24 protein-coding genes are annotated in these 23,415 nt (G+C 54.7%); 7 read left to right on the forward strand and 17 right to left on the reverse strand.

What is annotated here, in order from left to right; genetic code table 11:
- Positions 1 to 135: 135 nt before the first annotated feature.
- From radC to mutM, 4 genes are all read left to right on the forward strand, one after another.
- Positions 136 to 801, forward strand: a complete 666-nt coding sequence (gene radC / locus ACR42C_RS00495) for a RadC family protein (protein ID WP_316380399.1) — start codon at positions 136 to 138, stop codon at positions 799 to 801.
- 218 nt (positions 802 to 1,019) lie between these two features.
- Positions 1,020 to 1,256, forward strand: a complete 237-nt coding sequence (rpmB, locus tag ACR42C_RS00500) for a 50S ribosomal protein L28 (protein WP_479984628.1) — start codon at positions 1,020 to 1,022, stop codon at positions 1,254 to 1,256.
- Positions 1,257 to 1,278: 22 nt separating this feature from the next.
- Complete coding sequence (gene rpmG / locus ACR42C_RS00505; protein WP_003024094.1) at positions 1,279 to 1,446, forward strand: 50S ribosomal protein L33; 168 nt, start codon at positions 1,279 to 1,281, stop codon at positions 1,444 to 1,446.
- Positions 1,447 to 1,518: 72 nt separating this feature from the next.
- Positions 1,519 to 2,328 (forward strand): bifunctional DNA-formamidopyrimidine glycosylase/DNA-(apurinic or apyrimidinic site) lyase, encoded by an 810-nt coding sequence (gene mutM, locus ACR42C_RS00510; protein ID WP_116342967.1) that lies wholly within the window; start codon positions 1,519 to 1,521, stop codon positions 2,326 to 2,328.
- Between the two features lie 2 nt (positions 2,329 to 2,330).
- On the opposite strand, the gene coaD is transcribed toward mutM, so the two are convergent.
- The 7 genes from coaD to rfaQ form a co-directional block, all read right to left on the reverse strand.
- Positions 2,331 to 2,810: a pantetheine-phosphate adenylyltransferase gene (gene coaD / locus ACR42C_RS00515; protein ID WP_316380400.1), complete on the reverse strand. Its 480-nt coding sequence runs from the start codon at positions 2,808 to 2,810 to the stop codon at positions 2,331 to 2,333.
- Between the two features lie 3 nt (positions 2,811 to 2,813).
- Entirely contained in the window at positions 2,814 to 3,584 is a 771-nt protein-coding gene (locus ACR42C_RS00520) for a glycosyltransferase family 2 protein (RefSeq protein ID WP_479984629.1), read from the reverse strand.
- Positions 3,584 to 4,858: a lipid IV(A) 3-deoxy-D-manno-octulosonic acid transferase gene (gene waaA, locus ACR42C_RS00525; RefSeq protein ID WP_479984630.1), complete on the reverse strand. Its 1,275-nt coding sequence runs from the start codon at positions 4,856 to 4,858 to the stop codon at positions 3,584 to 3,586. Before waaA ends, ACR42C_RS00520 begins: the two co-directional genes overlap by 1 nt.
- 66 nt (positions 4,859 to 4,924) lie before the next feature.
- The gene (locus tag ACR42C_RS00530; RefSeq protein ID WP_316380402.1) at positions 4,925 to 5,914 is read right to left on the reverse strand and encodes a glycosyltransferase; all 990 of its coding nucleotides are present in this window, start codon (positions 5,912 to 5,914) and stop codon (positions 4,925 to 4,927) included.
- 11 nt (positions 5,915 to 5,925) lie between these two features.
- The gene (locus ACR42C_RS00535; protein ID WP_316380403.1) at positions 5,926 to 7,026 is read right to left on the reverse strand and encodes a glycosyltransferase; all 1,101 of its coding nucleotides are present in this window, start codon (positions 7,024 to 7,026) and stop codon (positions 5,926 to 5,928) included.
- Between the two features lie 2 nt (positions 7,027 to 7,028).
- The gene (locus ACR42C_RS00540; RefSeq protein ID WP_316380404.1) at positions 7,029 to 8,156 is read right to left on the reverse strand and encodes a glycosyltransferase; all 1,128 of its coding nucleotides are present in this window, start codon (positions 8,154 to 8,156) and stop codon (positions 7,029 to 7,031) included.
- Positions 8,153 to 9,223 (reverse strand): putative lipopolysaccharide heptosyltransferase III, encoded by a 1,071-nt coding sequence (rfaQ, locus tag ACR42C_RS00545; RefSeq protein WP_320720672.1) that lies wholly within the window; start codon positions 9,221 to 9,223, stop codon positions 8,153 to 8,155. The genes ACR42C_RS00540 and rfaQ overlap by 4 nt, the downstream gene beginning before the upstream one ends.
- Before the next feature lie 150 nt (positions 9,224 to 9,373).
- Here rfaQ and ACR42C_RS00550 point away from each other — a divergent pair, with 150 nt between their 5' ends.
- Positions 9,374 to 10,330, forward strand: a complete 957-nt coding sequence (locus ACR42C_RS00550; RefSeq protein ID WP_479984631.1) for a polysaccharide deacetylase family protein — start codon at positions 9,374 to 9,376, stop codon at positions 10,328 to 10,330.
- 24 nt (positions 10,331 to 10,354) lie between these two features.
- Here the strand turns inward: ACR42C_RS00550 and ACR42C_RS00555 are convergent, their stop codons facing one another.
- The 6 genes from ACR42C_RS00555 to rfaD are packed head-to-tail and all read right to left on the reverse strand — an operon-like array spanning position 10,355 to position 16,543.
- Positions 10,355 to 11,569: an O-antigen ligase family protein gene (locus tag ACR42C_RS00555; protein ID WP_316380409.1), complete on the reverse strand. Its 1,215-nt coding sequence runs from the start codon at positions 11,567 to 11,569 to the stop codon at positions 10,355 to 10,357.
- Positions 11,557 to 12,465 carry a glycosyltransferase family 2 protein gene (locus ACR42C_RS00560; RefSeq protein ID WP_316380410.1) on the reverse strand — a complete coding sequence of 303 codons (909 nt, stop codon included), beginning with the start codon at positions 12,463 to 12,465 and terminating at the stop codon, positions 11,557 to 11,559. Before ACR42C_RS00560 ends, ACR42C_RS00555 begins: the two co-directional genes overlap by 13 nt.
- Positions 12,466 to 12,470: 5 nt before the next feature.
- Positions 12,471 to 13,571: a glycosyltransferase family 9 protein gene (locus ACR42C_RS00565; RefSeq protein ID WP_316380412.1), complete on the reverse strand. Its 1,101-nt coding sequence runs from the start codon at positions 13,569 to 13,571 to the stop codon at positions 12,471 to 12,473.
- Between the two features lie 3 nt (positions 13,572 to 13,574).
- Positions 13,575 to 14,558 carry a lipopolysaccharide heptosyltransferase RfaC gene (gene rfaC, locus ACR42C_RS00570; RefSeq protein WP_316380413.1) on the reverse strand — a complete coding sequence of 328 codons (984 nt, stop codon included), beginning with the start codon at positions 14,556 to 14,558 and terminating at the stop codon, positions 13,575 to 13,577.
- A 3-nt stretch (positions 14,559 to 14,561) separates the two neighbouring features.
- Entirely contained in the window at positions 14,562 to 15,608 is a 1,047-nt protein-coding gene (gene rfaF / locus ACR42C_RS00575; RefSeq protein WP_316380415.1) for an ADP-heptose--LPS heptosyltransferase RfaF, read from the reverse strand.
- 2 nt (positions 15,609 to 15,610) lie between these two features.
- The gene (gene rfaD / locus ACR42C_RS00580; protein WP_080329840.1) at positions 15,611 to 16,543 is read right to left on the reverse strand and encodes an ADP-glyceromanno-heptose 6-epimerase; all 933 of its coding nucleotides are present in this window, start codon (positions 16,541 to 16,543) and stop codon (positions 15,611 to 15,613) included.
- Positions 16,544 to 16,758: 215 nt separating this feature from the next.
- Between rfaD and kbl the strand changes: the two genes are divergently transcribed.
- Both kbl and tdh read left to right on the forward strand, forming a co-directional pair.
- Positions 16,759 to 17,955 (forward strand): glycine C-acetyltransferase, encoded by a 1,197-nt coding sequence (gene kbl, locus ACR42C_RS00585; RefSeq protein ID WP_023309905.1) that lies wholly within the window; start codon positions 16,759 to 16,761, stop codon positions 17,953 to 17,955.
- Between the two features lie 9 nt (positions 17,956 to 17,964).
- Positions 17,965 to 18,993, forward strand: a complete 1,029-nt coding sequence (gene tdh, locus ACR42C_RS00590) for an L-threonine 3-dehydrogenase (RefSeq protein WP_042717745.1) — start codon at positions 17,965 to 17,967, stop codon at positions 18,991 to 18,993.
- A 26-nt stretch (positions 18,994 to 19,019) separates the two neighbouring features.
- Here the strand turns inward: tdh and ACR42C_RS00595 are convergent, their stop codons facing one another.
- The 4 genes from ACR42C_RS00595 to envC are packed head-to-tail and all read right to left on the reverse strand — an operon-like array spanning position 19,020 to position 23,389.
- On the reverse strand, positions 19,020 to 19,934 hold the full coding sequence (locus ACR42C_RS00595) for a hypothetical protein (protein WP_316380416.1): 915 nt from the start codon (positions 19,932 to 19,934) through the stop codon (positions 19,020 to 19,022).
- Between the two features lie 15 nt (positions 19,935 to 19,949).
- Positions 19,950 to 21,155: a glycosyltransferase gene (locus ACR42C_RS00600; protein WP_479984632.1), complete on the reverse strand. Its 1,206-nt coding sequence runs from the start codon at positions 21,153 to 21,155 to the stop codon at positions 19,950 to 19,952.
- A gap of 20 nt (positions 21,156 to 21,175) precedes the next feature.
- Positions 21,176 to 22,126, reverse strand: a complete 951-nt coding sequence (locus ACR42C_RS00605; RefSeq protein ID WP_116343001.1) for a divergent polysaccharide deacetylase family protein — start codon at positions 22,124 to 22,126, stop codon at positions 21,176 to 21,178.
- A gap of 3 nt (positions 22,127 to 22,129) precedes the next feature.
- Positions 22,130 to 23,389 carry a murein hydrolase activator EnvC gene (envC, locus tag ACR42C_RS00610; RefSeq protein WP_479985225.1) on the reverse strand — a complete coding sequence of 420 codons (1,260 nt, stop codon included), beginning with the start codon at positions 23,387 to 23,389 and terminating at the stop codon, positions 22,130 to 22,132.
- Between the last annotated feature and the right edge of the window lie 26 nt (positions 23,390 to 23,415).

Raw genomic sequence — 23,415 nt, forward strand, 5'->3', positions numbered from 1 at the left:
ATTTTATCACAATCCCAAATACGGGGTGATGAAGTCCTTTATTCACTTTGCGAGGCGCTACGCAAGAACGAAACTTCAGCGTCGAGCCCCGGATTTGCCTGTGGCAGCATAATGGCAAACAGAAGGAGGCCGGGCATGGAAGAGACTGAACTGCTGCTACCGCGCGAAAAAATGCTGCGTCATGGCGTCACGTTATTAAAAGACGACGAGCTGCTGGCGCTCTTTTTACGTACAGGTACGAAGGGAAAAACGGTATTTACGCTGGCGAAAAATCTGATAGACCATTTTGGTTCACTGTATGGTTTGCTGACAGCCGAACTGGAGGAGTTTGCGCACGTAGAAGGCATTGGCGTCGCGAAATATGCCCAGTTACGGGGTATTGCTGAACTTGCCCGGAGATTTTATAACGTGCAGATGGAGGAGCAAGATCCGATCCTTACCCCTGACATGACCCGAGAATTTCTGCAAAGCCAGCTATCCGGTCTGGAGCGGGAGATCTTTATGGTGATCTTTCTCGACAACCGAAACCGGGTGCTTAAGCATACCCGCCTTTTTTCAGGTACACTGAGCCACGTTGAGGTGCATCCGCGTGAAATTGTGCGCGAAGCGATAAAAGTGAATGCAGCAGGCGTGATCCTCGCGCATAATCACCCCTCTGGCTGTGCAGAACCGAGCAGAGCGGACAAAGAAATCACCGAGCGCATTATCAAATGCTGTCAATTCATGGACATTCGTGTGCTGGACCATCTGATAATTGGCCGCGGAGAGTACATTTCTTTTGCAGAACATGGCTGGATTTAGGCTATTTCTGGCGATCCATCGGGATCTTTGTCTGTTCGGGACTTGAGCACACCGCCGAGTCAGCGTATACTACGCCACCTTTGAGAATCTCGGGTTTGGCATTTGGGCCTGGCAATCGAGAGTTCACTTAGAACTACGCGATGACCGGGCTGTAAAGCCTGACGAGGCGCCGATACCCCATACGAAGCTCGAGCTAATTTGATTTTTGGAGAATAGACATGTCCCAAGTCTGCCAAGTTACTGGCAAGCGTCCGGTGACCGGTAACAACCGTTCCCACGCACTGAACGCGACTAAACGCCGTTTCCTGCCGAACCTGCACTCTCACCGTTTCTGGGTTGAGAGCGAGAAGCGTTTTGTCACCCTGCGCGTATCTGCTAAAGGTATGCGTGTAATCGATAAGAAAGGCATCGATACAGTTCTGTCTGAACTGCGTGCCCGTGGCGAAAAGTACTAAGTACTTAAAGAGGAAATAAATCATGGCTAAAGGTATTCGCGAGAAAATCAAGCTGGTTTCTTCTGCTGGTACAGGTCACTTCTACACCACCACGAAGAACAAACGTACTAAGCCGGAAAAACTGGAACTGAAAAAATTCGATCCAGTTGTACGCCAGCACGTACTGTACAAAGAAGCTAAAATCAAATAATTTTAGCCTCCTTGTATTGAAAAACCCCGCAACTGCGGGGTTTTTTGCATTCTGCATCTCAACGGAGGAACCATGCCTGAATTACCTGAGGTAGAGACCAGCCGTCGCGGCATTGAGCCCCATCTGGTCGGCGCGACTATTCTTCATGCTGTCGTTCGCAATGGACGTCTGCGCTGGCCGGTGTCCGATGAGATCCACGCGTTAAGCGACAAACCCGTCCTTAGCGTGCAGCGCCGCGCGAAATACCTGCTGCTGGAGTTGCCTGACGGCTGGATTATTATCCATCTGGGGATGTCCGGGAGCCTGCGCATCCTGACCGAAGAACTGCCTGCGGAAAAGCACGACCATGTCGATCTGGTGATGAGCAACGGCAAAGTGCTCCGTTACACCGATCCCAGGCGCTTTGGCGCGTGGCTGTGGACAAAGGAGCTGGAAGGACACAACGTGCTGGCGCATCTGGGCCCTGAGCCGCTTTCAGACGCGTTCAACGCGGACTACCTGAAAGAGAAGTGTGCGAAGAAGAAGGCTCCGATCAAGCCCTGGCTGATGGATAACAAGCTGGTGGTCGGCGTGGGGAATATTTACGCCAGTGAATCGCTTTTCGCGGCCGGGATCCATCCCGATCGGCTGGCATCATCGCTGTCGGCGCAGGAGTGTGAGCTGCTGGTCCGGGTCATTAAAGCCGTATTACTGCGCTCGATTGAGCAGGGCGGGACCACGCTGAAGGACTTCCTGCAAAGCGACGGTAAACCGGGCTATTTTGCCCAGGAGCTGCAGGTGTATGGCCGTAAAGGTGAGCCATGCCGGGTATGCGGGACGCCGATCGCTGCCGCAAAGCACGCCCAGCGAGCCACGTTCTACTGCCGTCAGTGCCAGAAATAGCGCTACTTTAGCTTGTCCATCAGCGCCTGGTGGACGTTATCCGGCAGGAAATGGGTAACGTCCCCGTGATGGCGCGCCACCTCTTTCACCAGCGTGGACGAGATAAACGACCACTCTTTTGATGGCATCAGGAATACGCTTTCCAGCTCCGGCATCAGGTGGCGGTTCATGTGCGCCAGCTGCATCTCATACTCGAAGTCTGCCACCGCGCGCAGGCCACGGATCAGAATATTGGCCTGCTGGGCGCGGGCGAAGTTCGCCATCAGGTCGCTAAACCCGACCACCGCAACATTCGACAGGTGCGAAATGGCATCGGTGGCGAGCTGTACGCGCTCGTTGAGGTCAAACATCGGCTTTTTGCTGGGGCTGGCGGCAATGGCCAGGATCACCTTGTCGAACATGCATGCCGCACGGGTGATGATATCAATATGACCGTTGGTGATCGGATCGAAGGTACCCGGATAAATCGCTTTTGTGCTCATGGCTCACGTTTTCTCTGAGTAGCCGCGGCAGAGCGCCCACAGCTCGGTGTATTTGTTGAAAGTATACTGGGCATTCACTACCGCGAGTAACCAGCCCTGCTTACCGTCCAGCACGCCACCACGCAGCAGCAGCGTTTTCAGAAACGCACCCAGCGTGTGGGTGAAGATACCCGTCAGCGAGGCCTTCTTGCCGCGCTGGTGACGCTCCTGCGCCCATGCGGTGGCATAGTTGAGCTGCTTTTGCTGGAAGCTGGCGAAATCACGGCAGGTCAGGTGCAGCAAATCGCCCGTCAGGGGGATGACCTGGGCGCTGTCGCAGGTCAGGGATTCATGGACCAGATTGTCGTTGTACTGATAGCGCTCGCGCTCGTAGAGGCGCATCACGCGGTCAGGATACCAGCCGCTGTGGCGCATGAAGCGGCCAAGGAAGTAGTTGCGGCGGGCGATGCTGTATACGGCGCCAGGCTTGGGCGAGGAAAGCACCGCCTGGATGGCCTGCTGAAGCTCCGGCGTGATGCGTTCGTCGGTATCGAGCATCAACACGTAATCACCGGTGGCATACCCCTGAGCGCGCTGGCGCTGGATGCCATAGCCTTGCCAGTCAGTATTGGTAAAGACTTTTGCGCCCGCTGCCCGGGCAACGTCCACCGTGTTGTCCGTGCTTCCGGAGTCGAGAATGACGATCTCGTCAGCCCAGGCGACGGAGGTCAGGCAGTCCGGAAGCAGGTCGGCGGCGTTTTTGGCGATCATGACGACCGACAGACGCGTAGACATTAGTGGCTCCGCTGAGGCAAATAAGGTTGCAGAAGCTGCAGCAGACGGGTGAGTGCGCCCTGATTCTGGTGCAGCACTTCAACGGCGTGGCGACCGTACCACAGGCGGTAATCTTCGTCCGTCAGAAGGGTCAATACCTCTTTGACGACCGAGTCCGCATCGGTCACGGTAATTAAACCATCGGCCTGCTGTAATTTCGCGCAGATATCTTTGAAGTTAAACGTGTGTGGCCCCATCAGCACAGGAATGGCGTGGGCTGCCGGCTCCAGCGGGTTATGGCCTCCGCGTTCCACCAGGCTTCCGCCAACAAAGGCGAGGTCAGCAATGCCGTAGAGCAGCATCAGTTCGCCCATCGTATCGCCAATCACCACCTGGGTACTGCCGGAAGGGATCTCTCCGCTGCTGCGCAGAGTGAAGCTGAAGCCTCCTTTCTGCACCATTTCGCGGGCATCTTTAAAACGTTCCGGATGACGAGGCACGAGGATCAGCAGTAAATCAGGGAATTTTTCCAGCAGCTTGCGGTGCGCCTGCAGGATAATCGCCTCTTCACCCTCATGAGTACTGGTGGCAATCCAGACCTGACGACGCGGAGCCCACTGGCGGCGCAGCGTGATGGCGCGGGCGGCCAGTTCAGGGGTAACGGAAATATCGAATTTCAGACTGCCGGTTACGGCAAGCTGGTTGCGCTTCAGGCCCAGAGAGATAAAGCGTGCCGCGTCTTCTTCATTCTGCGCAGCAATCAGCGTGATTTTGCTCAGCAGGCGGCGCATAAATTTACCCAGCTTGCCGTAACCTTTCGCCGAGCGCTCTGACAGGCGCGCGTTGGCAATCACCAGCGGAATTTTACGGGCATGCAGAGCGGAAATCATGTTCGGCCACAGCTCGGTTTCCATCACGATCACCAGCTTCGGGCGAACGGTGTTCAGGAAACGATTCATGGCGCAGGGCAGATCGTAAGGGAGGTAGACGTGATGAACGTCTTTACCAAACGCGGATAACGCGCGCTCTGAGCCGGTTGGCGTCATGGTGGTGACGGTAATTGGCAGAGACGGGTAACGATGGCGCAGAGCGCGAACCAGCGGGATCGCCGCCAGCGTTTCACCAACAGAAACGGAATGCAGCAAAATACCGTCCGGCGCGACTTTATTGCGGCAAAAGCCATAGCGTTCAGCCCAGCGTTTACGATACGCAGGCGCTTTACGGCTACGAAGCAACAGTCTCAGCCACACCAGTGGCTGAATGATATAGAGCAGGGCGGTATACAACAATTCCAAGCGATTATCCGTCTTTTTAGTTTCGGCGGGCAAATTCTAAGCATTTAAGCCAGGTAAAGCTATCTCTTATGCCAGATACCGTTTTAAACGGAAGTAGCGTCGGCCCAGGCGCCAGCGCAAACGCGGGCTTTTGGCACTTTTCCAGATAAGCTTCCAGATCCCGGTGTCGAAGAACTCTTTGATAATCATTGTCTTCTTTGCCTCATCCTTCATGTTGTCGAAGGTATGAATGATTCCCAACCCCTCTTTGGCGATTTGCCAGTAGCAGGCGGGGATATTTTTCACTTTATCCGGGTAACGCTGGTTAATGGCATCAAGCATCTGCAGGATTTTCATGTAGTGGCGCGCGGAGCGAATCAGCGTGTCGTCATTATCCGGCGTGTGCGATACCGAGGCAGAGTGAATGTAGTAGTCATAAAAGCGTTCGCTGGTGTACTGAACGCGCTCTGCGGCAAGCAGCACCTCGGTGGTCCACGGGATATCCTGATGGCGCAGGCCGGGTTCGAAATGGAAACGGTGTTTACGAATAAAATCGTGGCGATAAATATTAAGCCAGGTCACGTGCAGGAACTTACGTGAATCCAGCGCCATCTTCAGCCATGCCGGGCCCGTCATGACGCCCGTCGAGGCGAGTTTATCCTCAGGGAAGATAGGGCGAGAAGGTTTCCTGTCATTTTCCCAGACATAGTTGCCGTTGCAGGTGGCGACATCCAGATCCTGCGTAACGGCCATATCCAGCAGACGCTGGTACATGCCAGGTTTGAAGACGTCATCAATATCCGGGAAAGAGAGATACTGACCGGTTGCAACGGCCAGGCCGGTATTACGCGCGATGGAAACGCCCTGGTTATGCTGTTCAATCACCTGTATCTGCGGCAGTTTTTCACGCCAGCTTTCGACGATCTGCATCGAGCGGTCAGTCGAGCCGTCATTGACAATGATGACTTCCATGCTGTCGATGCGTTGATTCACAAGGCAGGTAAAGAACTGATCCAGAAAAGCTTCGCCGTTATAAACGGCAACCACCACGCTTAACAATGGCGCTGAATTTTGCATAAGAAACCTGATTATTTTTGATTGTCGACCAAAGCAATGTACTGCTGGCAAATGGCATTGATACCGAACGACGCAATCGTTGCATCGCCAACGACCGGCGGGGCGGTATAAATATCTACCAGGGTTTTTGCCAGTGACGCGTCATTTAACTCTGCCAGCCCGCGCGCTAAGGCGCCGGTGAGGATTTCTGCGGGGCCACCCGGACAATTGGTACTGACCGGTGGCGTGTGGCAGATAATGGATTCCACCAGCACATTACCAAAACCTTCGCAGTCAGAGCTTAACACTAAGAGGCGTGCACCTTTTATCCAGGGGTAGGGGTTAGCGTCGAACGGACGGAAAACCGTTTTGTTTTCAATACCCAAATCGCGGGCAAGCTGCTTAAGTTTTTGAATTTTGGCTTCTGAGCCATTGCCCATCATGACAAGCGTAGTGTCAAGCTGACTCTGTGCGAAGGCGCGTAAAAGGCGGTCGTGGCGTTTGTGTTCATGGAAGCGGCCAACATGGATGATGTAATCCTTCCCTTGCATCTCGAAGGGGGCATCCGCCAGACGCTGAATCTCAGGGATATCAAAAGGATTATGGATAACCGCTTTACGCCGGAGTTTGAGAGCCAGCGTCTCGGAAAGATCTTTCAACACGGCGCCTGAGACGGCGACAACGTTTCGGTTTTCGTAGGTATGACGAATTTTAAGATGCTTAAACCAGCGCGAAAGCCCGCTGCGGTGTCGGAGATAAGAGAAAGAGAACATGCCGTGCACGCAGAACCAGACTTTATCACGTTCCAGCGCGCGGCAGTGCGCCACAATGCGGTCCGTTTTGTGCAGATGAGAGAACACAACGTCAAATTTTCCGCTGCGCTCAGCCCGCTCAATTGCCTGATCCAGCAGGCGGGCGCGGCGCGGGATCTCCGTCAGCTTTCGCCACGGTTTTTTGCAGGTATCCTGAACCACCTGATAATCAATGCCTTCCGGGATGGCGTAATCACACACTTTCCGCAGAGAGTAAAGGGAGACCTGATGCCCCATTTCCATTAATCCGCTGGAAAGTGTAAGAACTGTTTTTTCAGCTCCCCCACCGGGTAAACCATCAATAATCATTAGGATACGCATTTTTAATCCAGTAATTTTTGATAAAGCGAAATAAGCTGACTTGACAGTTTTTCGGGGGTGGCGCTTTTTACGCGTTCACGTGCCGCTTGCCCCATCGTGTTATTTTTTCCCAGAGAAGGGGTGGCTGCAATTGCCTCCTTCAATGTGTCGATATCCAGGGCGTCACAATAAAATCCGTTCTGGCCTTGCTGAATAAATTCAGCGCCACCGCAGCTCTGTGAAGTAATGACGGGCAAGCCGCAGGCCATCGCTTCAAGAATGACGTTTGGAAACGGATCATACAGCGTTGGCAACAGTAAACCATCGGATAGCTGATAAAAAGGCAGAGTTTCTTTCTGCATCCCCAGGAAACGGATTTGCCCTTCGCAGCCTAATGAGCGGGCGAGGTCACGATAACGATGTTCTGCTTTATCCTGTCCAACCACAATCAGCCAGGCTGGCGTTCCTGCGATAGCGCGTATGGCGCTGGCCAATCCTTTTCGTTCAAATCCCGACCCTACAAAACAGAACACCACGGCATCGGCTGGCAAACCAAATTGCTGACGCAGCGCGGCTCGCTGTGCTTCCTGGGCTGGAATGAAGCGGCTGGAATCAATTGAATTATAAATCACATGTATTTTTTTTGCGTCAATATCAAAGTCTTCGACGATTTCGCGTTTGATCATCTCCGCATTACAGATAACCGCCTTCAGCTCTGGGGCCTGGTACATTTCTCGTTCGGCTTGCATCACGTAGCGGTGATAGCGATCGAACATCAGCATCTGCGCGCGCCAGGCGGGCAGAATGCGCGCACGCTGCAGCAGCCAGCGGCGATGGACGCCATCTCCAGCGCGGTAGATATCGCAGCCCGGGATACGCTCATGGCTTTGCACAATATCAAACTGCTGTTGTTGCCACAGCGCGCGGGCGGCATGGGCAAAACCGCGTTCGCGGCTGATGCGGCCCCATTTACGCGGGTCGCAAATATGGATATGCCAGTCGTCCTGCTTTTCGCCCTGCCATTCACGCGTAATGACGTTGAGTTCAAGATTCTGGTTGCTCAGCGCGGTGAGAGCACGTGAAACGAAGCGCTCCGCCCCGCCATCAGGGCGATACTTTTGGCGAACAATCGCCAGGCGATGGTGTTTCATGACAGATATCTCCTTGCAGCGGAGACGACAGCATCAGCAGGAATGGCGTCGAGATAACGTTCTTTCGTTTTGGTATCAATGGCGTCGGGATCGGGAAGGGGGCCGTAGTCGCCCGCCCAGATGACTTCACCGTTGACTTGCCATGGAGACCAAAACGTCAGTTTGGAAGGGCCAAACAGCGCCACGCAGGGCGTCTGCAGCGCGGCGGCCATATGCATCGGCACGGAGTCAACGCCAATAAAAAGACACGCGTGATCGATAAGCGAGGCCAGCTGGCGCAACGTTAGCTGTCCCGCCAGCGAGACGACCCCCGTCTTCGGTGAGGCGGCGAGAATGCGATCGATCATCGCCAGCTCTTTTTTATCCGGCCCGGCCGTGAGGACGACGGTATGCCCATCCTGCTGCAGCGCGGTGATGGTTTGCGCCATTTTGCTCTCATCCCAGCATTTGAAGAACCAGCGTGACGTCGGCTGGATGACGATGTAGTTATCGCCCACTCCTTTTTGCACCAGCAGCTGGCGGGCGTGGTGCCAGTCTTCTGCGCTGTAGGCCATGGTAACCGCCGGCTTAGGTGCGACCTGTAATGGCGACAGAATGGAGAGATTTTGTTCGACGGTGTGCAGGGATTTGTGATTTGCAACAGAGACTAATTCACTATGGCAGAAACGCCAGAATGGATTGTTGCGTTTGTTAAAGGCGAATCCGAGGCGAACCGGCGCACCGGTGAAGCGGGTGACGATAGCGCTACGCCACTGATCGGCAAGATTAATCACCAGATGATAATGTTGCTTTCGTAATGCGCAGAGCAGCTGCCACTCCTTTTGAAGGTGCTTTAGCGTGCCCAGCTGCTTCCATTTACGATCGATTCCATAAATAGTGCCAATCGCCGGATGGGCGGCGAGCATATCGCGCGTTTCTTCATACAACAGCACGTCAATTTGCGCCTGCGGCCATTTTTGACGTAACGAATCAATGACGGGAGTGGTCAATAACATATCGCCATGATGGCGGAGTTTGATCAGTAAAATGCGCAAATCAGGCGTGTCAGGTAAGTTATTCATCATCATCTTATCGGCGTTGTACTGTTGGCAATTCTAATAGACCTGGTAGCGACTTGCACTCTTTCTCCATAATCTCAGGAATTTCCCAGGGAGGCTTTACTCAGGCTTTGGTGAGTGCGTAACATAGCGCTAACTTCCCTGTCATGCGGACTCATTATGAAAAAACCAGCGTTTATCATCACGATTGATACTGAGGGCGATAATCTCTGGCAGAATCACCGCGTCATTAAAACGGAAAACGCGCGCTATCTGGCCCGCTTTCAGACCCTTTGTGAACGTTTTGGTTTTAAGCCCGTATGGCTGACAAACTATGAGATGGCAATTGAGCCCGTTTTCATTGAGTTCGCCAGGGACGTGATTGCTCGCAGGCAGGGGGAGGTGGGAATGCACCTTCACGCATGGAATAGCCCGCCTGAGCACGATCTCACGGGAGATGACTGGCGCTGGCAGCCGTATCTGATTGAATTTTCAGACGAGGTGATGCGTGAGAAAGTGCTGTTCATGACCCGTCTGCTGGAAGAGACATTCCAGACCAAAATGCTGAGCCACCGTGCCGGGCGCTGGGCATTTGATAGCCGCTATGCAAAATTGCTCGTTGAACTGGGTTACCAGGTTGATTGCTCCGTGACGCCGCGCGTGAACTGGCGCAACGCGAAAGGTGCTCCGCAGGGTAATGGCGGAACGGATTATCAGCATTTCCCCGACCACGCCTATTTTATGGATTTAGATACTCTTTCCCGGGTGGGCAATAGCCCATTGCTGGAAGTGCCGATGAGCATTCAGTATAAACATCCGGCCTGGTTGAACACGATCAAACAGGGGTACGATCGTCTTCGCGGGAAATACCGTTCGCCCTCGGTGAACTGGCTACGACCGACGGGTGGAAATGCGCCGCAGATGATTCAGGTCGCGCAGCAATGCTTGTCTCAGGGAAATGACTACGTGGAGTTTATGCTTCACTCGTCTGAATTTATGCCTGGCGGAAGCCCCACGTTTAAAGATGAGGCGGCGATCGAAGGGTTGTATCAGGATCTGGAAGTGCTCTTTAGTTGGTTATCCGATAAGACGATTGGGATGACGCTGGCGGAATTTTATCAGTACAAGAAAAAATAATGCCCGCATGGCGGGCATTATCGCTTAATGATGGTTCCTGGATTGCGAGAAAGGGGGGCTCAACGCAAACAGGGTTACAAAGAAGATTAGGGCTTCTGAGCTCAGTAAAATGACGTCCGTCAGGCCATAAAGCAACAAAAGCAGCATGGTCGTCAGCAGCAGGCCATTCCTGTTCTTCAGCGCGTATGCGATTATCGAAACGAAGAAAAAGAGTAATATCGCCAGTCCCGGTAGCCCCTGCAGAGAGTATTTTTCGATGAATTCATTGTGCAGATGTATCCTAATATACTGGAGCGCCGAGGCGAGGTGGGGATGCCCTTCTTTAACATAACGCTGCGTCCATACCTCTCGGTCTTCAATTGATTGTCCCAGTGGGTGGGCAAGTCCGTTCTGAATACCAACAATCCACATGGAAAAACGCGCGCCGAGTGATGTGGCGTCATAGCCTTGTTGGAAGCGTTCTACTTCCATCTGTGTTTGATCTATTTTGGGGGAGATCAAAGGCTTGTAGCTAACGATAATAATGCCTGCCACAACACATAAGAAAATGAGCATCGATTTAAGATGAATTCTTCTGAAGTGGTAAAGCGTGAGCACAATCGCCAGAAGCAAATACAGCCCCATTGCAGCACGCGTCCCTGTCAAAAGAATGACGAACCAGGAAATTAATACGGTGAAACCCGCTACCACATACAGTTTTCTGTTTTTTTGAAGATAGAGACTGTACACCAGCGCCAGCGACAGAACTGAGTAAACATAGGCCGATACGGTAGGACGATTTATGGCCATCTCAACTCGATCTACACCCTGCGTTGCCTGCCACAAGCCATACCCCGTGGCGAGGACAAAACCCGCACCTGCCGCGTACAGGAAGTACTTCTGGAAAGCGCTTTTATCGACGTAATTTTTAAATCGGTCCAGATAAAAAACGAGAATGCTCGCTAAAATCAGTTTTTTACTGGCACCAAGATAATCACTGTAAGCGTTTAAACCTTCGCTGTGATATTCATACACCATATACCAGACAAGATTGAGCAACCCTATCAGTAATATAGGAAGCGCGATTGAAAAGGGGCGCAGGGTAATTTTTTTATATTCGCAAGCTAAGCCGATAATACTGGCATAAACTGCAATATAGAAAAATTCGCGTTGTTTACCTGAGCTCAGCAGCGCCAGCGCCAGCGAAATGAGGCTCAAAATCAGTGCCAGCTGATAGAGCCGCAGTTTTACTTTTTCCATAATGCCTCAATGACCCTTTTTTTGTAGCTGAAACGTACATCTCTGGAGAAGAAAAAAGAGAAAGAATAAAGTGATTTCACCCGCTGCTTAACCAGTTTGAGCTGCACATCGGTCAGGTGTTGTCGGTGATTACTGTAAATATCAAACCAGTGGCAATTAATAAGATGCTTAAATGATGGCGGGAATGTTTTTTCCATCTGTAATGTGCATTCAACCAGCGTAGCGATTTTACTGGCGTCAAGACGGCTCGACAAACTGCCGCTGCGTTTGATGTAATAATAGTGCCCCTGGCGCTGATAGACGATTTTACGCGATTGCATCAGCATGCCGGGAAATACCGCGAAATCTTCATAGCAGACCATAGAAGGGATCGGGTTGGTTGCGTACAGCCTGCGGTGTACGAATTGCCCGATGAGGTGCGCCTGAAAATCTTTGTGCTGCAAGAAACGCTTTATTGCATCACTTTGCGACAATGAGACGGGGGTGAATCCCTGCCAGGCGGAGGTAATTTTCCGCATATCGCGAATTTCCAGCAGGCGCGTCAGCAACATATCAGGACGCTCTGCTTTCAGGAAGGCGACGGCATCCCGGACGCTACCCGGCTTCAACAGATCGTCGCTATCCAGCATCGTGATGTATTCGCCCGACGCCAGCGAGACTGCGCTGTTTCGAACATGCCCTACGTTACGGTACTCAACGTAATGGGATTGGGCATGCGGAAGCTTTGGCAACCACGTCTCAATAATATCCTGTGTGGAATCACCGGAACTGTCATTAAAGATAATGACTTCGACTTCATCGCCTGCATTCTCAATCGCGTTTTGCAGGCTTTCCAGCGTGGCGTGAAGCGTGTCTTCAGCGTTGTGTGCGGCAATAATGATGCTGAGAAAAGCCATAATAATTAGTTTCCCTGCGCATCAAGGGCAGAATTTGCTGTTGGCAGTCCGCAAATGAAATGTTTGAGTTCGTCCAGCGATTCGTCTGTTACCGCGAAGAGTTCTTCCCGGCTTTGTGAGAAGTAATATCGTGTTTCAAAAACATACGAGCAAATGTTGTCATCATTACCAATCAGCAACACGTTGCCAAGCGGGCGTTGCTCATAGTGGCAGCACGGTCCGAACAGTAAGACGACCGGCACGCCCACCGCATCGGCGATATAGACATTCCCCGAGTCGGACGCGATATAGCAATCCATTTTAGAAATGGCCCACGGAAGCTCTTCCAGCGAGATCTTGCCAATCAGATTAATAAAGTTGGGCAGTTCACCGTAAGCGCGGATGATGTCGTCCATCCACGACTGTTCATTCGGAGCGCCAAAGACATAAAACTCGCAGGGTATGTCGGCGAGACGATCGGCAATCCGTTTCCAGATTCCCGGCGGAACGGTTTTCGCTTTATTTCCTGCGGCGATGCTGATGCCAATGCGGATCGCACCGGGTTTATCAAGGATCGCCGGGTAAGTCGCGGGTTTAAACAGTGGCTTTGTGGCGTGCTTGGGAGAGTCTTGCCAGGTCAGCGCACGATCCGCCAGCTTAAGATAGTTCGTGACGGACAGCGTCTTCTTTTCGTGCTTAACCGTACCATCGGCCGTTGCATAGAAAATCCCGTGATACCACCTGCGCGTGTAAGTGCTTAAAAATTGCTTGTTTTTGGCATTGCACACGGAGGCGAAAAAGAGATTCACGCTGTTAGGCTGCAGGAGATAGACGTTGTCATAGCGGTTCATAATCCTGCAGGCAAAGCGAAGCTTTCGCCACAGGTTACGCTTTTGCTGCTCGATAAAAAAAATCTCGTCGATCGTCTCATCATGCTTCGCCAGCGCGCCAACGCTGCGGCTGATCAGAACGTCGCTTTTTTGCAGCCAGGCCAGAAGAGGCGTTGCATTAACAAAATCACCGATTTTGGCTGTCTGAATGACCAGGTTTTTCCCTGTCTCTTTGCGGAACAGCTTCCGGAGAAGCTTCACCGGAAAGAGTAAAATCAGCAGAAATACGTAACTCATGGGTTAAATATCCCTGTTGGAAAGCCAACGGCTGCCCTGTAAAAATGAAAAAATCGCATCTGCGCTGATATCCTTCGTTTGCTGAGTCGGGCTGACCATCTGATGCTGGTTTTTGCCATAGCCCCCGATCAGGCCGGGATCGGTCGGGCCAAAAAGTGTGATATTTGGACGATCCAGCGCCGCGGTTAAATGGCTTAAACCCGTATCCACGGAAACGACGGCGTTAGCGCCTGCCAGCTCTGCGGCAACCTGCGCCAGCGTGAGTTTGGGTAAAACCTCAACGTGGGTAAAGCCTGCTGCCAGACGCTCCGCACGCTGCCGTTCATGCTCAGCGCCCCACGGGAGTTTAATATGGATACCGGAGGGTTGCATTAGTTCAATCAGCCTACGCCAGTGCGTTTCCGGCCAGTGCTTATCGTCACGCGTAGTTGCATGCAGGAAGACAAGATAAGGCTGAGCACAGGGATCTGTATTGCGCAAAAAGTGCTGTGCAATGGCATAGTCGCCCTGGGTTTCCGGTTTCGCATAGCCGAGGCTTTTTGCGAACAGCTCGCGGGTGCGTTCCACGGCGTGCTGCTGTTTTGCGATGTGGTGGCGGCGGTTATAGAACAGGCTCGCCAGCGGTTCGCGGGCGGTGTGCCAGTCCATGCCGTGCTTTACGCCGTGCGCCAGACGCGTGACCAGCGCGGCGCTTTTCACCAGCCCCTGGGCGTCGATGATTGCGTCGTAACGCTGCGCCTGCACCGTTTCACGGAAGGTTTTACGCTCGGCTTTGATCGGTGCGGAGAACCACGCTTTGCGCCAGCGGCGAATCGCGACCGGGATCACGCGGTCAACCGCTTCATGCCAGGTGGGGATCTGCGCGAAGCCTTCTTCCACCACCCAGTCAAAACGGATGCCGGGGATGGCCCGCATAGCGTCCGTCAGCGACGGCAGCGTATGCAGAACATCGCCCATTGAGGAGGTTTTAACGATCAATACCCGCATCCGTTATCCTTCTTCGCTCAACAGCAGTTCGTTGAGCTCTTCGAGAACGCGCTGCGGGGTAATATCGATCAGGCTCTGATGGTAGCCTTCTGCGGCATCGCCCTTGCGTACCTTGTGGTAGCCAGTGATCAGGCGGATGACGCGCGCTTTGTGCGACAAGGGCGGGGTGAAGTCCGGGCTGCTTGGGCCATACAGTGCGACCAGCGGACGGTCCAGCGCGGCGGCGACGTGCATCAGGCCAGAGTCATTGCTGACCACGGCCTTACAGGCGGCAATCAGGATAACCGCCTGTTCAAGCTGCGTTTCTCCTGCCAAATTACGGCACCAGGCCTGTTGTTCATTGCTCAGCGTGGCGAGTATTTCGTTGCCCGCCTCGTGGTCCTTCGCCGAGCCAAACAGCACAATCTGGTAGCCTTCGTCGATCAGCTGTTTCGCCAGCTCCGCATAGTGGTAGTGCGGCCAGCGTTTTGCCGGACCAAATTCCGCGCCGGGGCAGAAGCCAACCATCGGGCGTTCAGACGAAATGCCAAACGCGTTGCAGGTGTGGGATTTCTCCCCGTCGCTAACCTGAAGCTGCGGCCACAGCAGCGGCTGCGGCAGGTCTTTCGCGCTGCGCATCACGCCTTTGTCGTAGGCCAGCGCCACGTAGCGCTCCACCATCAGCGGCCAGGCCTCTTTATCCAGCACCCGTGCGTCGTTCAGCAGGCCGTAGCGCATTTCACCGCGCCAGCCGGTACGGTGCGGGATTCCCGCAAAGAAAGGCACCAGGGCGGATTTGAAGGAGTTTGGCAGCACGTACGCGCGATCGTAGCGCTTCTCGCGCAGGCTGTGGCCGAGCTTGCGGCGCTCGCCGATTTCCAGCGCCCCGTGGCCAAGCGGCATCGGGATCGCCTCGTTCACTTCCGGCATGCGCGATAGCAGCGGACGGCACCATGCAGGTGCCATCACGTCGATTATCGCCTGGGGATAACGCGCCTTGAGCGTGCGATAAAGACTTTGCGACATCATCATGTCGCCCACCCAGGACGGGCCGATCACCAGAATCTTCATACTTATGCGTCGCGGTTCAGCCAGGCCATATATTCCGTTACGCCTTCGGCAACGGTCTTGAACGGCTTATCGTAGCCTGCGGCGCGCAGGTTGGTCAGGTCAGCCTGCGTGAACGCCTGATAGCGGCCTTTCAGCTTGTCCGGGAACGGAATGTACTCGATGCTGCCTTTTTTGTGGTACGCCAGCGTCGCGTCAGCCACTGCCTGGAAGGATTCCGCGCGGCCTGTGCCCAGGTTGAAGATGCCGGACACGCCGTTTTCCCAGAACCACAGGTTCACGGCTGCCACGTCGCCCACGTAAACGAAGTCGCGCTTGAAGCCGTCGCTGCCTTCAAACAGCTTCGGGCTTTCGCCGTTATTCAGCTGGGTATTCAGGTGGAACGCCACGCTCGCCATGCTGCCTTTGTGGCCTTCGCGCGGTCCGTAGACGTTGAAGTAGCGGAAGCCGACGATCTGGGAGTTCGCTTCAGGCAGGATCTGACGCACGTACTCGTCGAAGAGGAACTTGGAGTAGCCGTAGACGTTCAGCGGCTGCTCATATTCGCGGGACTCGATGAAGTCCGAGGTACGACCGCCATAGGTTGCCGCTGAGGAGGCATACAGGAACGGAATTTCACGCTCCAGGCAGTAGTGCAGAAGCTCTTTGGAGTACTGATAGTTGTTGTCCATCATGTACTTGCCGTCCCACTCTGTGGTGGATGAGCACGCACCTTCGTGGAAGATGGCTTCGATCTCGCCGAACTCTTCACCTGCCATAATCTGGATAAGGAAGTCTTCTTTATCCATGTAGTCAGCGATGTTCAGATCCACCAGGTTAACGAACTTGGTGCCGTCTTTCAGGTTGTCCACCACCAGGATGTCGGTGATGCCTTTGTCATTGAGGGCCTTGATAATATTGCTGCCGATAAAGCCCGCGCCGCCAGTAACGATGATCATAACTGTAACCTTTGAAGTGTGGAGCCCGGGGCCAATCCCGGACGCTAATGTTCATATCATATCATTAGTATGGCGACCCTTCAGCCATTCACCGATATGCAGCAGGGTTACACGTGATTTATGCTGCAAAAACGAGAAGAGATACTGCGTCATCTCGTCATGAACTATAGGTTTGGGTAATATGTGCCGAAATTTGCCGAGTCTGGAGAATTGCAATGCGTGGTGATTTTTACAAACAGTTAAACAGCGACCTCGACACCGCACGTGCGGAAGGGTTGTTCAAGGAAGAGCGTATTATCACGTCTGCTCAGCAGGCGGACATCACCGTTGCCGACGGCAGCCATGTGATCAACTTTTGTGCGAACAACTATTTAGGTCTTGCGAATCACCCTGAGCTGATTGCCGCGGCGAAAAACGGCATGGACACCCACGGTTTCGGCATGGCCTCCGTACGCTTTATCTGCGGTACGCAGGACAGCCACAAGCAGCTTGAGCAAAAGCTGGCGAGCTTCCTCGGAATGGAAGACGCGATTCTGTATTCCTCCTGCTTCGACGCCAACGGCGGTCTGTTTGAGACCCTGCTCGGCGCAGAAGATGCGATTATCTCCGACGCCCTGAACCACGCCTCCATCATCGACGGCGTACGTCTGTGCAAAGCGAAGCGCTTCCGCTACGCCAACAACGACATGGTCGAGCTGGAAGCGCGCCTGAAAGAGGCCCGTGAAGCGGGGGCTCGTCATGTGCTGATCGCCACCGACGGCGTGTTCTCTATGGACGGCGTGATCGCCAACCTGAAGGGCGTGTGCGACCTGGCGGATAAATACGACGCGCTGGTAATGGTCGATGACTCTCACGCGGTCGGCTTTGTCGGCGAAAACGGCCGTGGTTCCCACGAATACTGCGACGTGATGGGCCGCGTGGACATCATCACCGGCACGCTGGGCAAAGCGCTCGGCGGCGCGTCCGGCGGTTACACGGCTGCGCGCAAAGAGGTGGTTGAGTGGCTGCGCCAGCGTTCTCGACCGTACCTGTTCTCCAACTCTCTTGCGCCAGCGATTGTGGCCGCCTCCATCAAAGTGCTGGAGATGGTGGAGTCCGGTGCCGAACTGCGCGACCGCCTGTGGTCCAACGCCCGTCTGTTCCGTGAAAAAATGAGCGCCGCAGGGTTTACCCTGGCCGGTGCCGATCACGCCATTATCCCGGTGATGCTGGGTGATGCGGTCGTCGCGCAGAAGTTTGCCCGTGAGTTGCAGAAAGAGGGGATTTACGTCACCGGGTTCTTCTTCCCGGTGGTGCCAAAAGGTCAGGCGCGTATCCGCACCCAGATGTCCGCGGCGCATACGCCTGAACAAATTGAACGTGCGGTGGAAGCCTTTACCCGCATCGGTAAACAGCTGGGCGTAATTGCCTGAGGACGTGTGATGAAAGCGTTATCCAAACTGAAAGCGGAAGAAGGGATTTGGATGACCGACGTGCCGGAGCCGGAAGTCGGTCATAACGATCTGCTGATCAAAATTCGTAAAACCGCCATCTGCGGTACTGACGTTCACATCTACAACTGGGACCAGTGGTCGCAGAAAACCATTCCTGTCCCGATGGTTGTCGGCCACGAATATGTGGGTGAAGTGGTCGGCATCGGCCAGGAAGTAAAAGGCTTCAAGATTGGCGATCGCGTTTCCGGCGAAGGCCATATTACCTGCGGCCACTGCCGTAACTGCCGCGGTGGACGTACGCACCTGTGCCGTAACACCGTCGGCGTGGGCGTTAACCGTCCGGGCTGCTTCGCGGAATACCTGGTGATTCCGGCCTTTAACGCGTTCAAAATCCCGGACAATATTTCTGACGATCTGGCCTCCATCTTCGACCCGTTCGGCAACGCTGTGCACACCGCTCTCTCCTTCGACCTGGTGGGCGAAGACGTGCTGGTCTCCGGCGCGGGCCCAATCGGCATCATGGCGGCAGCCGTGGCGAAGCACGTGGGCGCGCGCAACGTGGTCATCACCGACGTGAACGAATACCGTCTGTCGCTGGCGCGTAAAATGGGCGTGACCCGCGCGGTGGATGTCTCTAAAGAGAGCCTGACCGACGTGATGGAAGAGCTGGGCATGACCGAAGGCTTTGACGTGGGTCTGGAGATGTCCGGCGCGCCACCGGCGTTTCGCACCATGCTGGACACCATGAACCACGGTGGGCGTATTGCGATGCTGGGTATTCCGCCGTCAGATATGTCCATCGACTGGAACAAAGTCATCTTCAAGGGGCTGTTCATCAAGGGCATCTATGGCCGCGAGATGTTCGAAACCTGGTACAAGATGGCGGCGCTAATCCAGTCCGGTCTGGATCTGTCACCGATTATTACGCACCGTTTCTCCATCGACGAATTCCAGCAGGGCTTTGACGCGATGCGTTCCGGCCAGTCAGGAAAAGTGATCCTGAGCTGGGATAAATAATCAAAAAGGGGCCAGCGGCCCCTTTTTTACTGATTCTTTTTCTCTTCGTCCGTCAGGTAACGCACCTTGCGGGTGTAGTCCTGCCCTTTGAATAACAGCTTATTATCTGGCGATTCAAGATACTTCTGCCATTCGGAAAGTGGGAAACCACCGTGCGCGCCAATCACCTCTTTCGGCACAACAGCTTCCTGTCCGCCGATCTTCTTGGACACCGGCCAGTTCATCCAGTCGCCCAGATTAACCGTTTTTAAATCCAGCATGTCCAGCAGCGCGGCGAGCGGCAGCTGATCGGTTGGCGGCTGCGTGTCGTCCATCAGTTCCCAGGTATCCTGGAACAGCGTCAGCCACAGCGGGCAGATACGGCGCCAGGTCTTTTTGGTGGCCGCAAGAAACGCGCCGTTAACGTGATCGACCAGATACGGGCGCACCGTCTCTTTGTAATACGCCGGCACTTTCTCCACTGGCGCACCGTCCAGCTTGGCAATCATTTTGCCCTGACGGAAGCTGGAGTAGATGTGCATATCGGCCATGTTAATTTCCGGCATTTTCAGCAGGTTGAGATCGGAATCGATCATCAATACGCCTTCACCGCGCGCCTGTAGCGGGGCGTTCAGCTTCACCAGACGGCTGAGGTAGATCTGCTTATAGCGGTAACTTTCCTCGCGTACCGGAAGGGTAAGCGTGACGACGCGGGTCTTTGGCGGGAGTTCGCCGAAAGCGGATTCAGGCTGATCGCTGACGATAACAATTTCGCTGACGTCGGTGGCATAACGTTCTGCAAATGTCGCTGACAACAACGCTTCTTCAACGAAATCCGCGCCCGTACACGGGATCACGATGGAGTCCACCGCAACGAGATCGCGCGTAACCGGAAGGGAAGCGTACGGAATGTTATGTCGCCCGGTGATGTGGCGGTAGCGAGCATTCAGGAATTTAAACATGTTGTTCTCGTTTGGTTATTGCGCGCCAAGAACGGCCTCGACACCGTTAACATAGCTTTCAATGGCATACACGTTGCAGACATTCTGATGCGCAGCCGCGGCGAGCCGGGCGCGCAGATCGGGATCCTGCCAGATATTATCCAGATGTTGAGCAAGTTTCGATACATCGCTCCACGGGAAAAGCAGCCCGGTCGCCTCGTGGTCGATCAATTCTGCCGTGCCGGTCACCTTTGAACCAATGACGGGGATGTTCAGCAGCATCGCTTCCAGCACGACGCGGGGCAGGCCTTCGCTCTGCGAGGCCAGAATAAACGCATCGAAGGTAGCGAGGTAGTCAAAAGGCGTGTTCTGGAAACCGGTAAAAATCACGTGCCCGGCAATACCCAGCGCCTCAGCCTGTGCCGCCAGCGCGCCGCGTTCAGCCCCTTCACCGACCAGCACCATCTTCCATTTTGCCTGCGGATGCTGCTGGTTGAACTGCGCCAGCGCCGCCAGCGTATGGTGGTTAGCCTTGCGGGGGATCAGCGATCCAATGCTGCCGAACACAAAGGTGTCGTCATCAATGTTCAGACGATGACGCATGGCGCGTCGGTCGGGCAAAGGCTGGTGGATGTCGATGGCATTGTTGACCGTTGTACACAGCTCGGGCCGGACGCCATGCTGAAGTAACACGCGCTCGACGCCGTGCGAAACGGCGATGATTTTTGTGGCATGGGCATTCACCAGCTTTACCAGCGGCGGCGACAGCACCGGTTCAATCCGGCAGTGCTGAATTATCCGCGCATGCAGCTTCGCGCCCGCCAGGTAACCCTCTTCGTTAGAGCCTGGCTGGTTGTTCATGTACAGCGTATCGAAACCGCCTTCCCGGAAAATCGTCTCGATCTTGCGGACGTTAGGGCGAATGCGCCAGAGGGTATCAACATGGCGCGTAAGCGCCTTCCGGGCGCTGCGGGAGAAAAACAGCAGGCTGCGGCCCAGCTCTTTTACGATTTTCGCCCATGCGGGCTGTTTATGCTGGGGAATGACAATTAAGGGAATGCCAATGCCGTTCAGCACCTGACCGATGGTTTGCCCTTCGGCCCGACTGTAGTCGCTGTAAAAACAACAGGTAATATCGAACTTCTCGCGGTTAATGCGCTTCAGAAGTTCGAGCATGCTGTTGGTGCCTCCTCCCCACTCTTTACCGGTATCGAGGAGCAGAATTTTGTGTCGTTGCGGCATTGTTCTACCTTAATCGCCTGTCACTGGGAGTGGTTCGCTGAGACTTTCTTACCCCATCCCTGCCACTGGTGCTGGAAGTATTGCACCAGCGTACTTTGACTCACACTTTCGCTGATTACCGTGAAGAAGCGGGTTGCATGCACCGGTTCAGGCGGTTGTTTCAGCGTGCAGTTCTTCACGCCGCGGAACGGATTGCGCGGCTGCGTTGCCGGAGGTTGAGCGCTACCCGGACGAGACGTGTCTACCTGCGGTTCATTGAGCAGATCGCTCGGGCGTACCAGCGTGATGTCGGCAGGCAGGGAGGGCAACATCTGCTGTAGAACGCGCACCGTTGAAGGATGCGGGTGCCCAATGGCAATAGCCGAACCGTTACGGCGCGCCAGCGCTACCGCGCGGTTAAACTGCACGCGGATATCCGCTTCATTCTGGGAGTCGTCCAGGAAGACTTTACGCTTAATGACCTTTACACCCGTCCCCTGAGCGGCCCGCATCGCCTGGCTGTTGCCGATGGTCATGCTGTCGAGGAAGTAGAGATTGTAACGTTCCAGCGCCTGCATCACTTTCAGCATTCCATACAGGCTGGAGGTCATCGCGCTGCCCATATGGTTGTTCAGGCCTACGGCATACGGAACTTTGTTGTAGGCGTCACGGATGATGCGCTCGATCTCATCGCTGCTCATATCCGGGCGCAGGGTATCTTTTTCCAGCGGCTGCTTGCTGAGCGGGGCCATTGGCAGATGAATAAGCACCTGATGACCGCTGTTGTGGGCTTTGGTAGCCATCTCGTGCGCGTGTGGCGCATTGGGCAGGACGGCGACGGAGATGGCTGACGGCATCGCCAGCACCTGATTTTCATAATGCGGACGATAACCGAAGTCATCAATCACAATCGCGAGTTTGCCTGCATAAGCTGGTGCTGCCAGCGCCAGCGCGCTGACGACGGCGAGAATCATTCGACGAAACTGAAGCAAAACTTATCTTCCCAACCACGGCTGTGGATTGACCGCCTGACCCTGACGACGAATTTCGAAATAGAGTGACGGGCGGCCCTGACCGCCACTGCTGCCCACAAGGGCGATGGGTTGGCCGGCGCGCACCTGCGTGCCGACGCTGACCAGCGCGCTCTGGTTGTAGCCGTAAAGACTCATGTCGCCTTTACCGTGCTCGACCACCACCACAAGCCCGTAACCCTGCAGCCAGTCGGCCAGAATCACGCGGCCATCGGCGATGGCTTTCACTTCGCTACCTTCAGACGCACCGATAACGATCCCTTTCCAACGTAGCTCACCCTGCAGTTGTTCGCCATAGCGATGCAAAATAGAACCGCGAACGGGCCAGTATGCCTGACCGCGAGGGGAACCCAGGCCACCGGTACGCGACATGAGGGAACGTTCGCTCTCGCTTGGCTTGTAGGTGGTTCCTTTGCGGGAGGCTTCCTGCTGCTTGTCGCGAACCGCCTGCGCTTCGCGCGCCTCTTTTTCGGCGCGCGCTTTCGCCGCCGCTTCCGCACGGGCGATGCTGTTACGCAGTTTGGATTCGTTGGCGCGCATTTCGCTCAGCTGGCTTTGTCCTGCCTGAATGGAGGACTCAAGACCGGACAGGGTTTTCTTGCGCTCGTTACGGGCCTGCTCAAGTTTCGCCTGCTGCGCTTTTTGTTCGTAGAGCAACGTCTGTTGCTGGCTCTGCTTCTCTTCCAGCTCCGCTTTTTGGGTGGAGACCTCTTCGCGCGTCTGCTTCAGCTGCGCGATAGTCTCCTGACGCGCCTGGTTGAGATAGCCGAAGTAGGCCTGCAGGCGCTGGCCGCGTTGGCTCTCTTCGCCGCTGAGGATCAGCTGGAGTCCGGTATGTTCACCCTGGCGGAATGCAGCATCCAGCTGTGCCGCGAGGTTGCGCTCCTGCGCATCACGCTGGCGCTCCAGTTTGGCAATCGACGCGTTCATCTCGTCGATCTGTTTGTTCAACTCGGCGAGGGTGTTTTGCGTTTCACGGAGTTTACGTGCGGCAGCGGAGATGGCCTCTTCCTGCTGCTTAAGCTGGGCGAGCAGTGCGGAGCGCTGCTGTTGCTGCTGGCGTACCGCACGCTCTTTGGCGGCGATATCGGCCTGAATGGATTTCAGCTGGTCGCGGTCATCCGCGTGGGCGGATGCGGCGCACAGCAATACGCCAGCGCTGAGTGCGCTGGCGTAAAACAGAGGTCTGACTGATAACCTAAGCGGCTTCACGACCCATGTGATTGAAAAAATCGCCTTTCCCCTCATGG

It is taken from the genome of Enterobacter sp. MG-EB028 (genome assembly GCF_056673305.1).

What these genes read in the sequence shown, in the direction of transcription:
- radC (WP_316380399.1), top strand. Translation starts at nt 136, where the DNA reads ATGGAAGAGACTGAACTGCTGCTACCGCGCGAAAAAATGCTGCGTCAT.
- rpmB (WP_479984628.1), top strand. Translation starts at nt 1,020, where the DNA reads ATGTCCCAAGTCTGCCAAGTTACTGGCAAGCGTCCGGTGACCGGTAAC.
- rpmG (WP_003024094.1), top strand. Translation starts at nt 1,279, where the DNA reads ATGGCTAAAGGTATTCGCGAGAAAATCAAGCTGGTTTCTTCTGCTGGT.
- mutM (WP_116342967.1), top strand. Translation starts at nt 1,519, where the DNA reads ATGCCTGAATTACCTGAGGTAGAGACCAGCCGTCGCGGCATTGAGCCC.
- coaD (WP_316380400.1), bottom strand. Translation starts at nt 2,810, where the DNA reads ATGAGCACAAAAGCGATTTATCCGGGTACCTTCGATCCGATCACCAAC.
- ACR42C_RS00520 (WP_479984629.1), bottom strand. Translation starts at nt 3,584, where the DNA reads ATGTCTACGCGTCTGTCGGTCGTCATGATCGCCAAAAACGCCGCCGAC.
- ACR42C_RS00530 (WP_316380402.1), bottom strand. Translation starts at nt 5,914, where the DNA reads ATGCAAAATTCAGCGCCATTGTTAAGCGTGGTGGTTGCCGTTTATAAC.
- ACR42C_RS00535 (WP_316380403.1), bottom strand. Translation starts at nt 7,026, where the DNA reads ATGCGTATCCTAATGATTATTGATGGTTTACCCGGTGGGGGAGCTGAA.
- ACR42C_RS00540 (WP_316380404.1), bottom strand. Translation starts at nt 8,156, where the DNA reads ATGAAACACCATCGCCTGGCGATTGTTCGCCAAAAGTATCGCCCTGAT.
- rfaQ (WP_320720672.1), bottom strand. Translation starts at nt 9,223, where the DNA reads ATGATGATGAATAACTTACCTGACACGCCTGATTTGCGCATTTTACTG.
- ACR42C_RS00550 (WP_479984631.1), top strand. Translation starts at nt 9,374, where the DNA reads ATGAAAAAACCAGCGTTTATCATCACGATTGATACTGAGGGCGATAAT.
- ACR42C_RS00555 (WP_316380409.1), bottom strand. Translation starts at nt 11,569, where the DNA reads ATGGAAAAAGTAAAACTGCGGCTCTATCAGCTGGCACTGATTTTGAGC.
- ACR42C_RS00560 (WP_316380410.1), bottom strand. Translation starts at nt 12,465, where the DNA reads ATGGCTTTTCTCAGCATCATTATTGCCGCACACAACGCTGAAGACACG.
- ACR42C_RS00565 (WP_316380412.1), bottom strand. Translation starts at nt 13,571, where the DNA reads ATGAGTTACGTATTTCTGCTGATTTTACTCTTTCCGGTGAAGCTTCTC.
- rfaC (WP_316380413.1), bottom strand. Translation starts at nt 14,558, where the DNA reads ATGCGGGTATTGATCGTTAAAACCTCCTCAATGGGCGATGTTCTGCAT.
- rfaF (WP_316380415.1), bottom strand. Translation starts at nt 15,608, where the DNA reads ATGAAGATTCTGGTGATCGGCCCGTCCTGGGTGGGCGACATGATGATG.
- rfaD (WP_080329840.1), bottom strand. Translation starts at nt 16,543, where the DNA reads ATGATCATCGTTACTGGCGGCGCGGGCTTTATCGGCAGCAATATTATC.
- kbl (WP_023309905.1), top strand. Translation starts at nt 16,759, where the DNA reads ATGCGTGGTGATTTTTACAAACAGTTAAACAGCGACCTCGACACCGCA.
- tdh (WP_042717745.1), top strand. Translation starts at nt 17,965, where the DNA reads ATGAAAGCGTTATCCAAACTGAAAGCGGAAGAAGGGATTTGGATGACC.
- ACR42C_RS00595 (WP_316380416.1), bottom strand. Translation starts at nt 19,934, where the DNA reads ATGTTTAAATTCCTGAATGCTCGCTACCGCCACATCACCGGGCGACAT.
- ACR42C_RS00600 (WP_479984632.1), bottom strand. Translation starts at nt 21,155, where the DNA reads ATGCCGCAACGACACAAAATTCTGCTCCTCGATACCGGTAAAGAGTGG.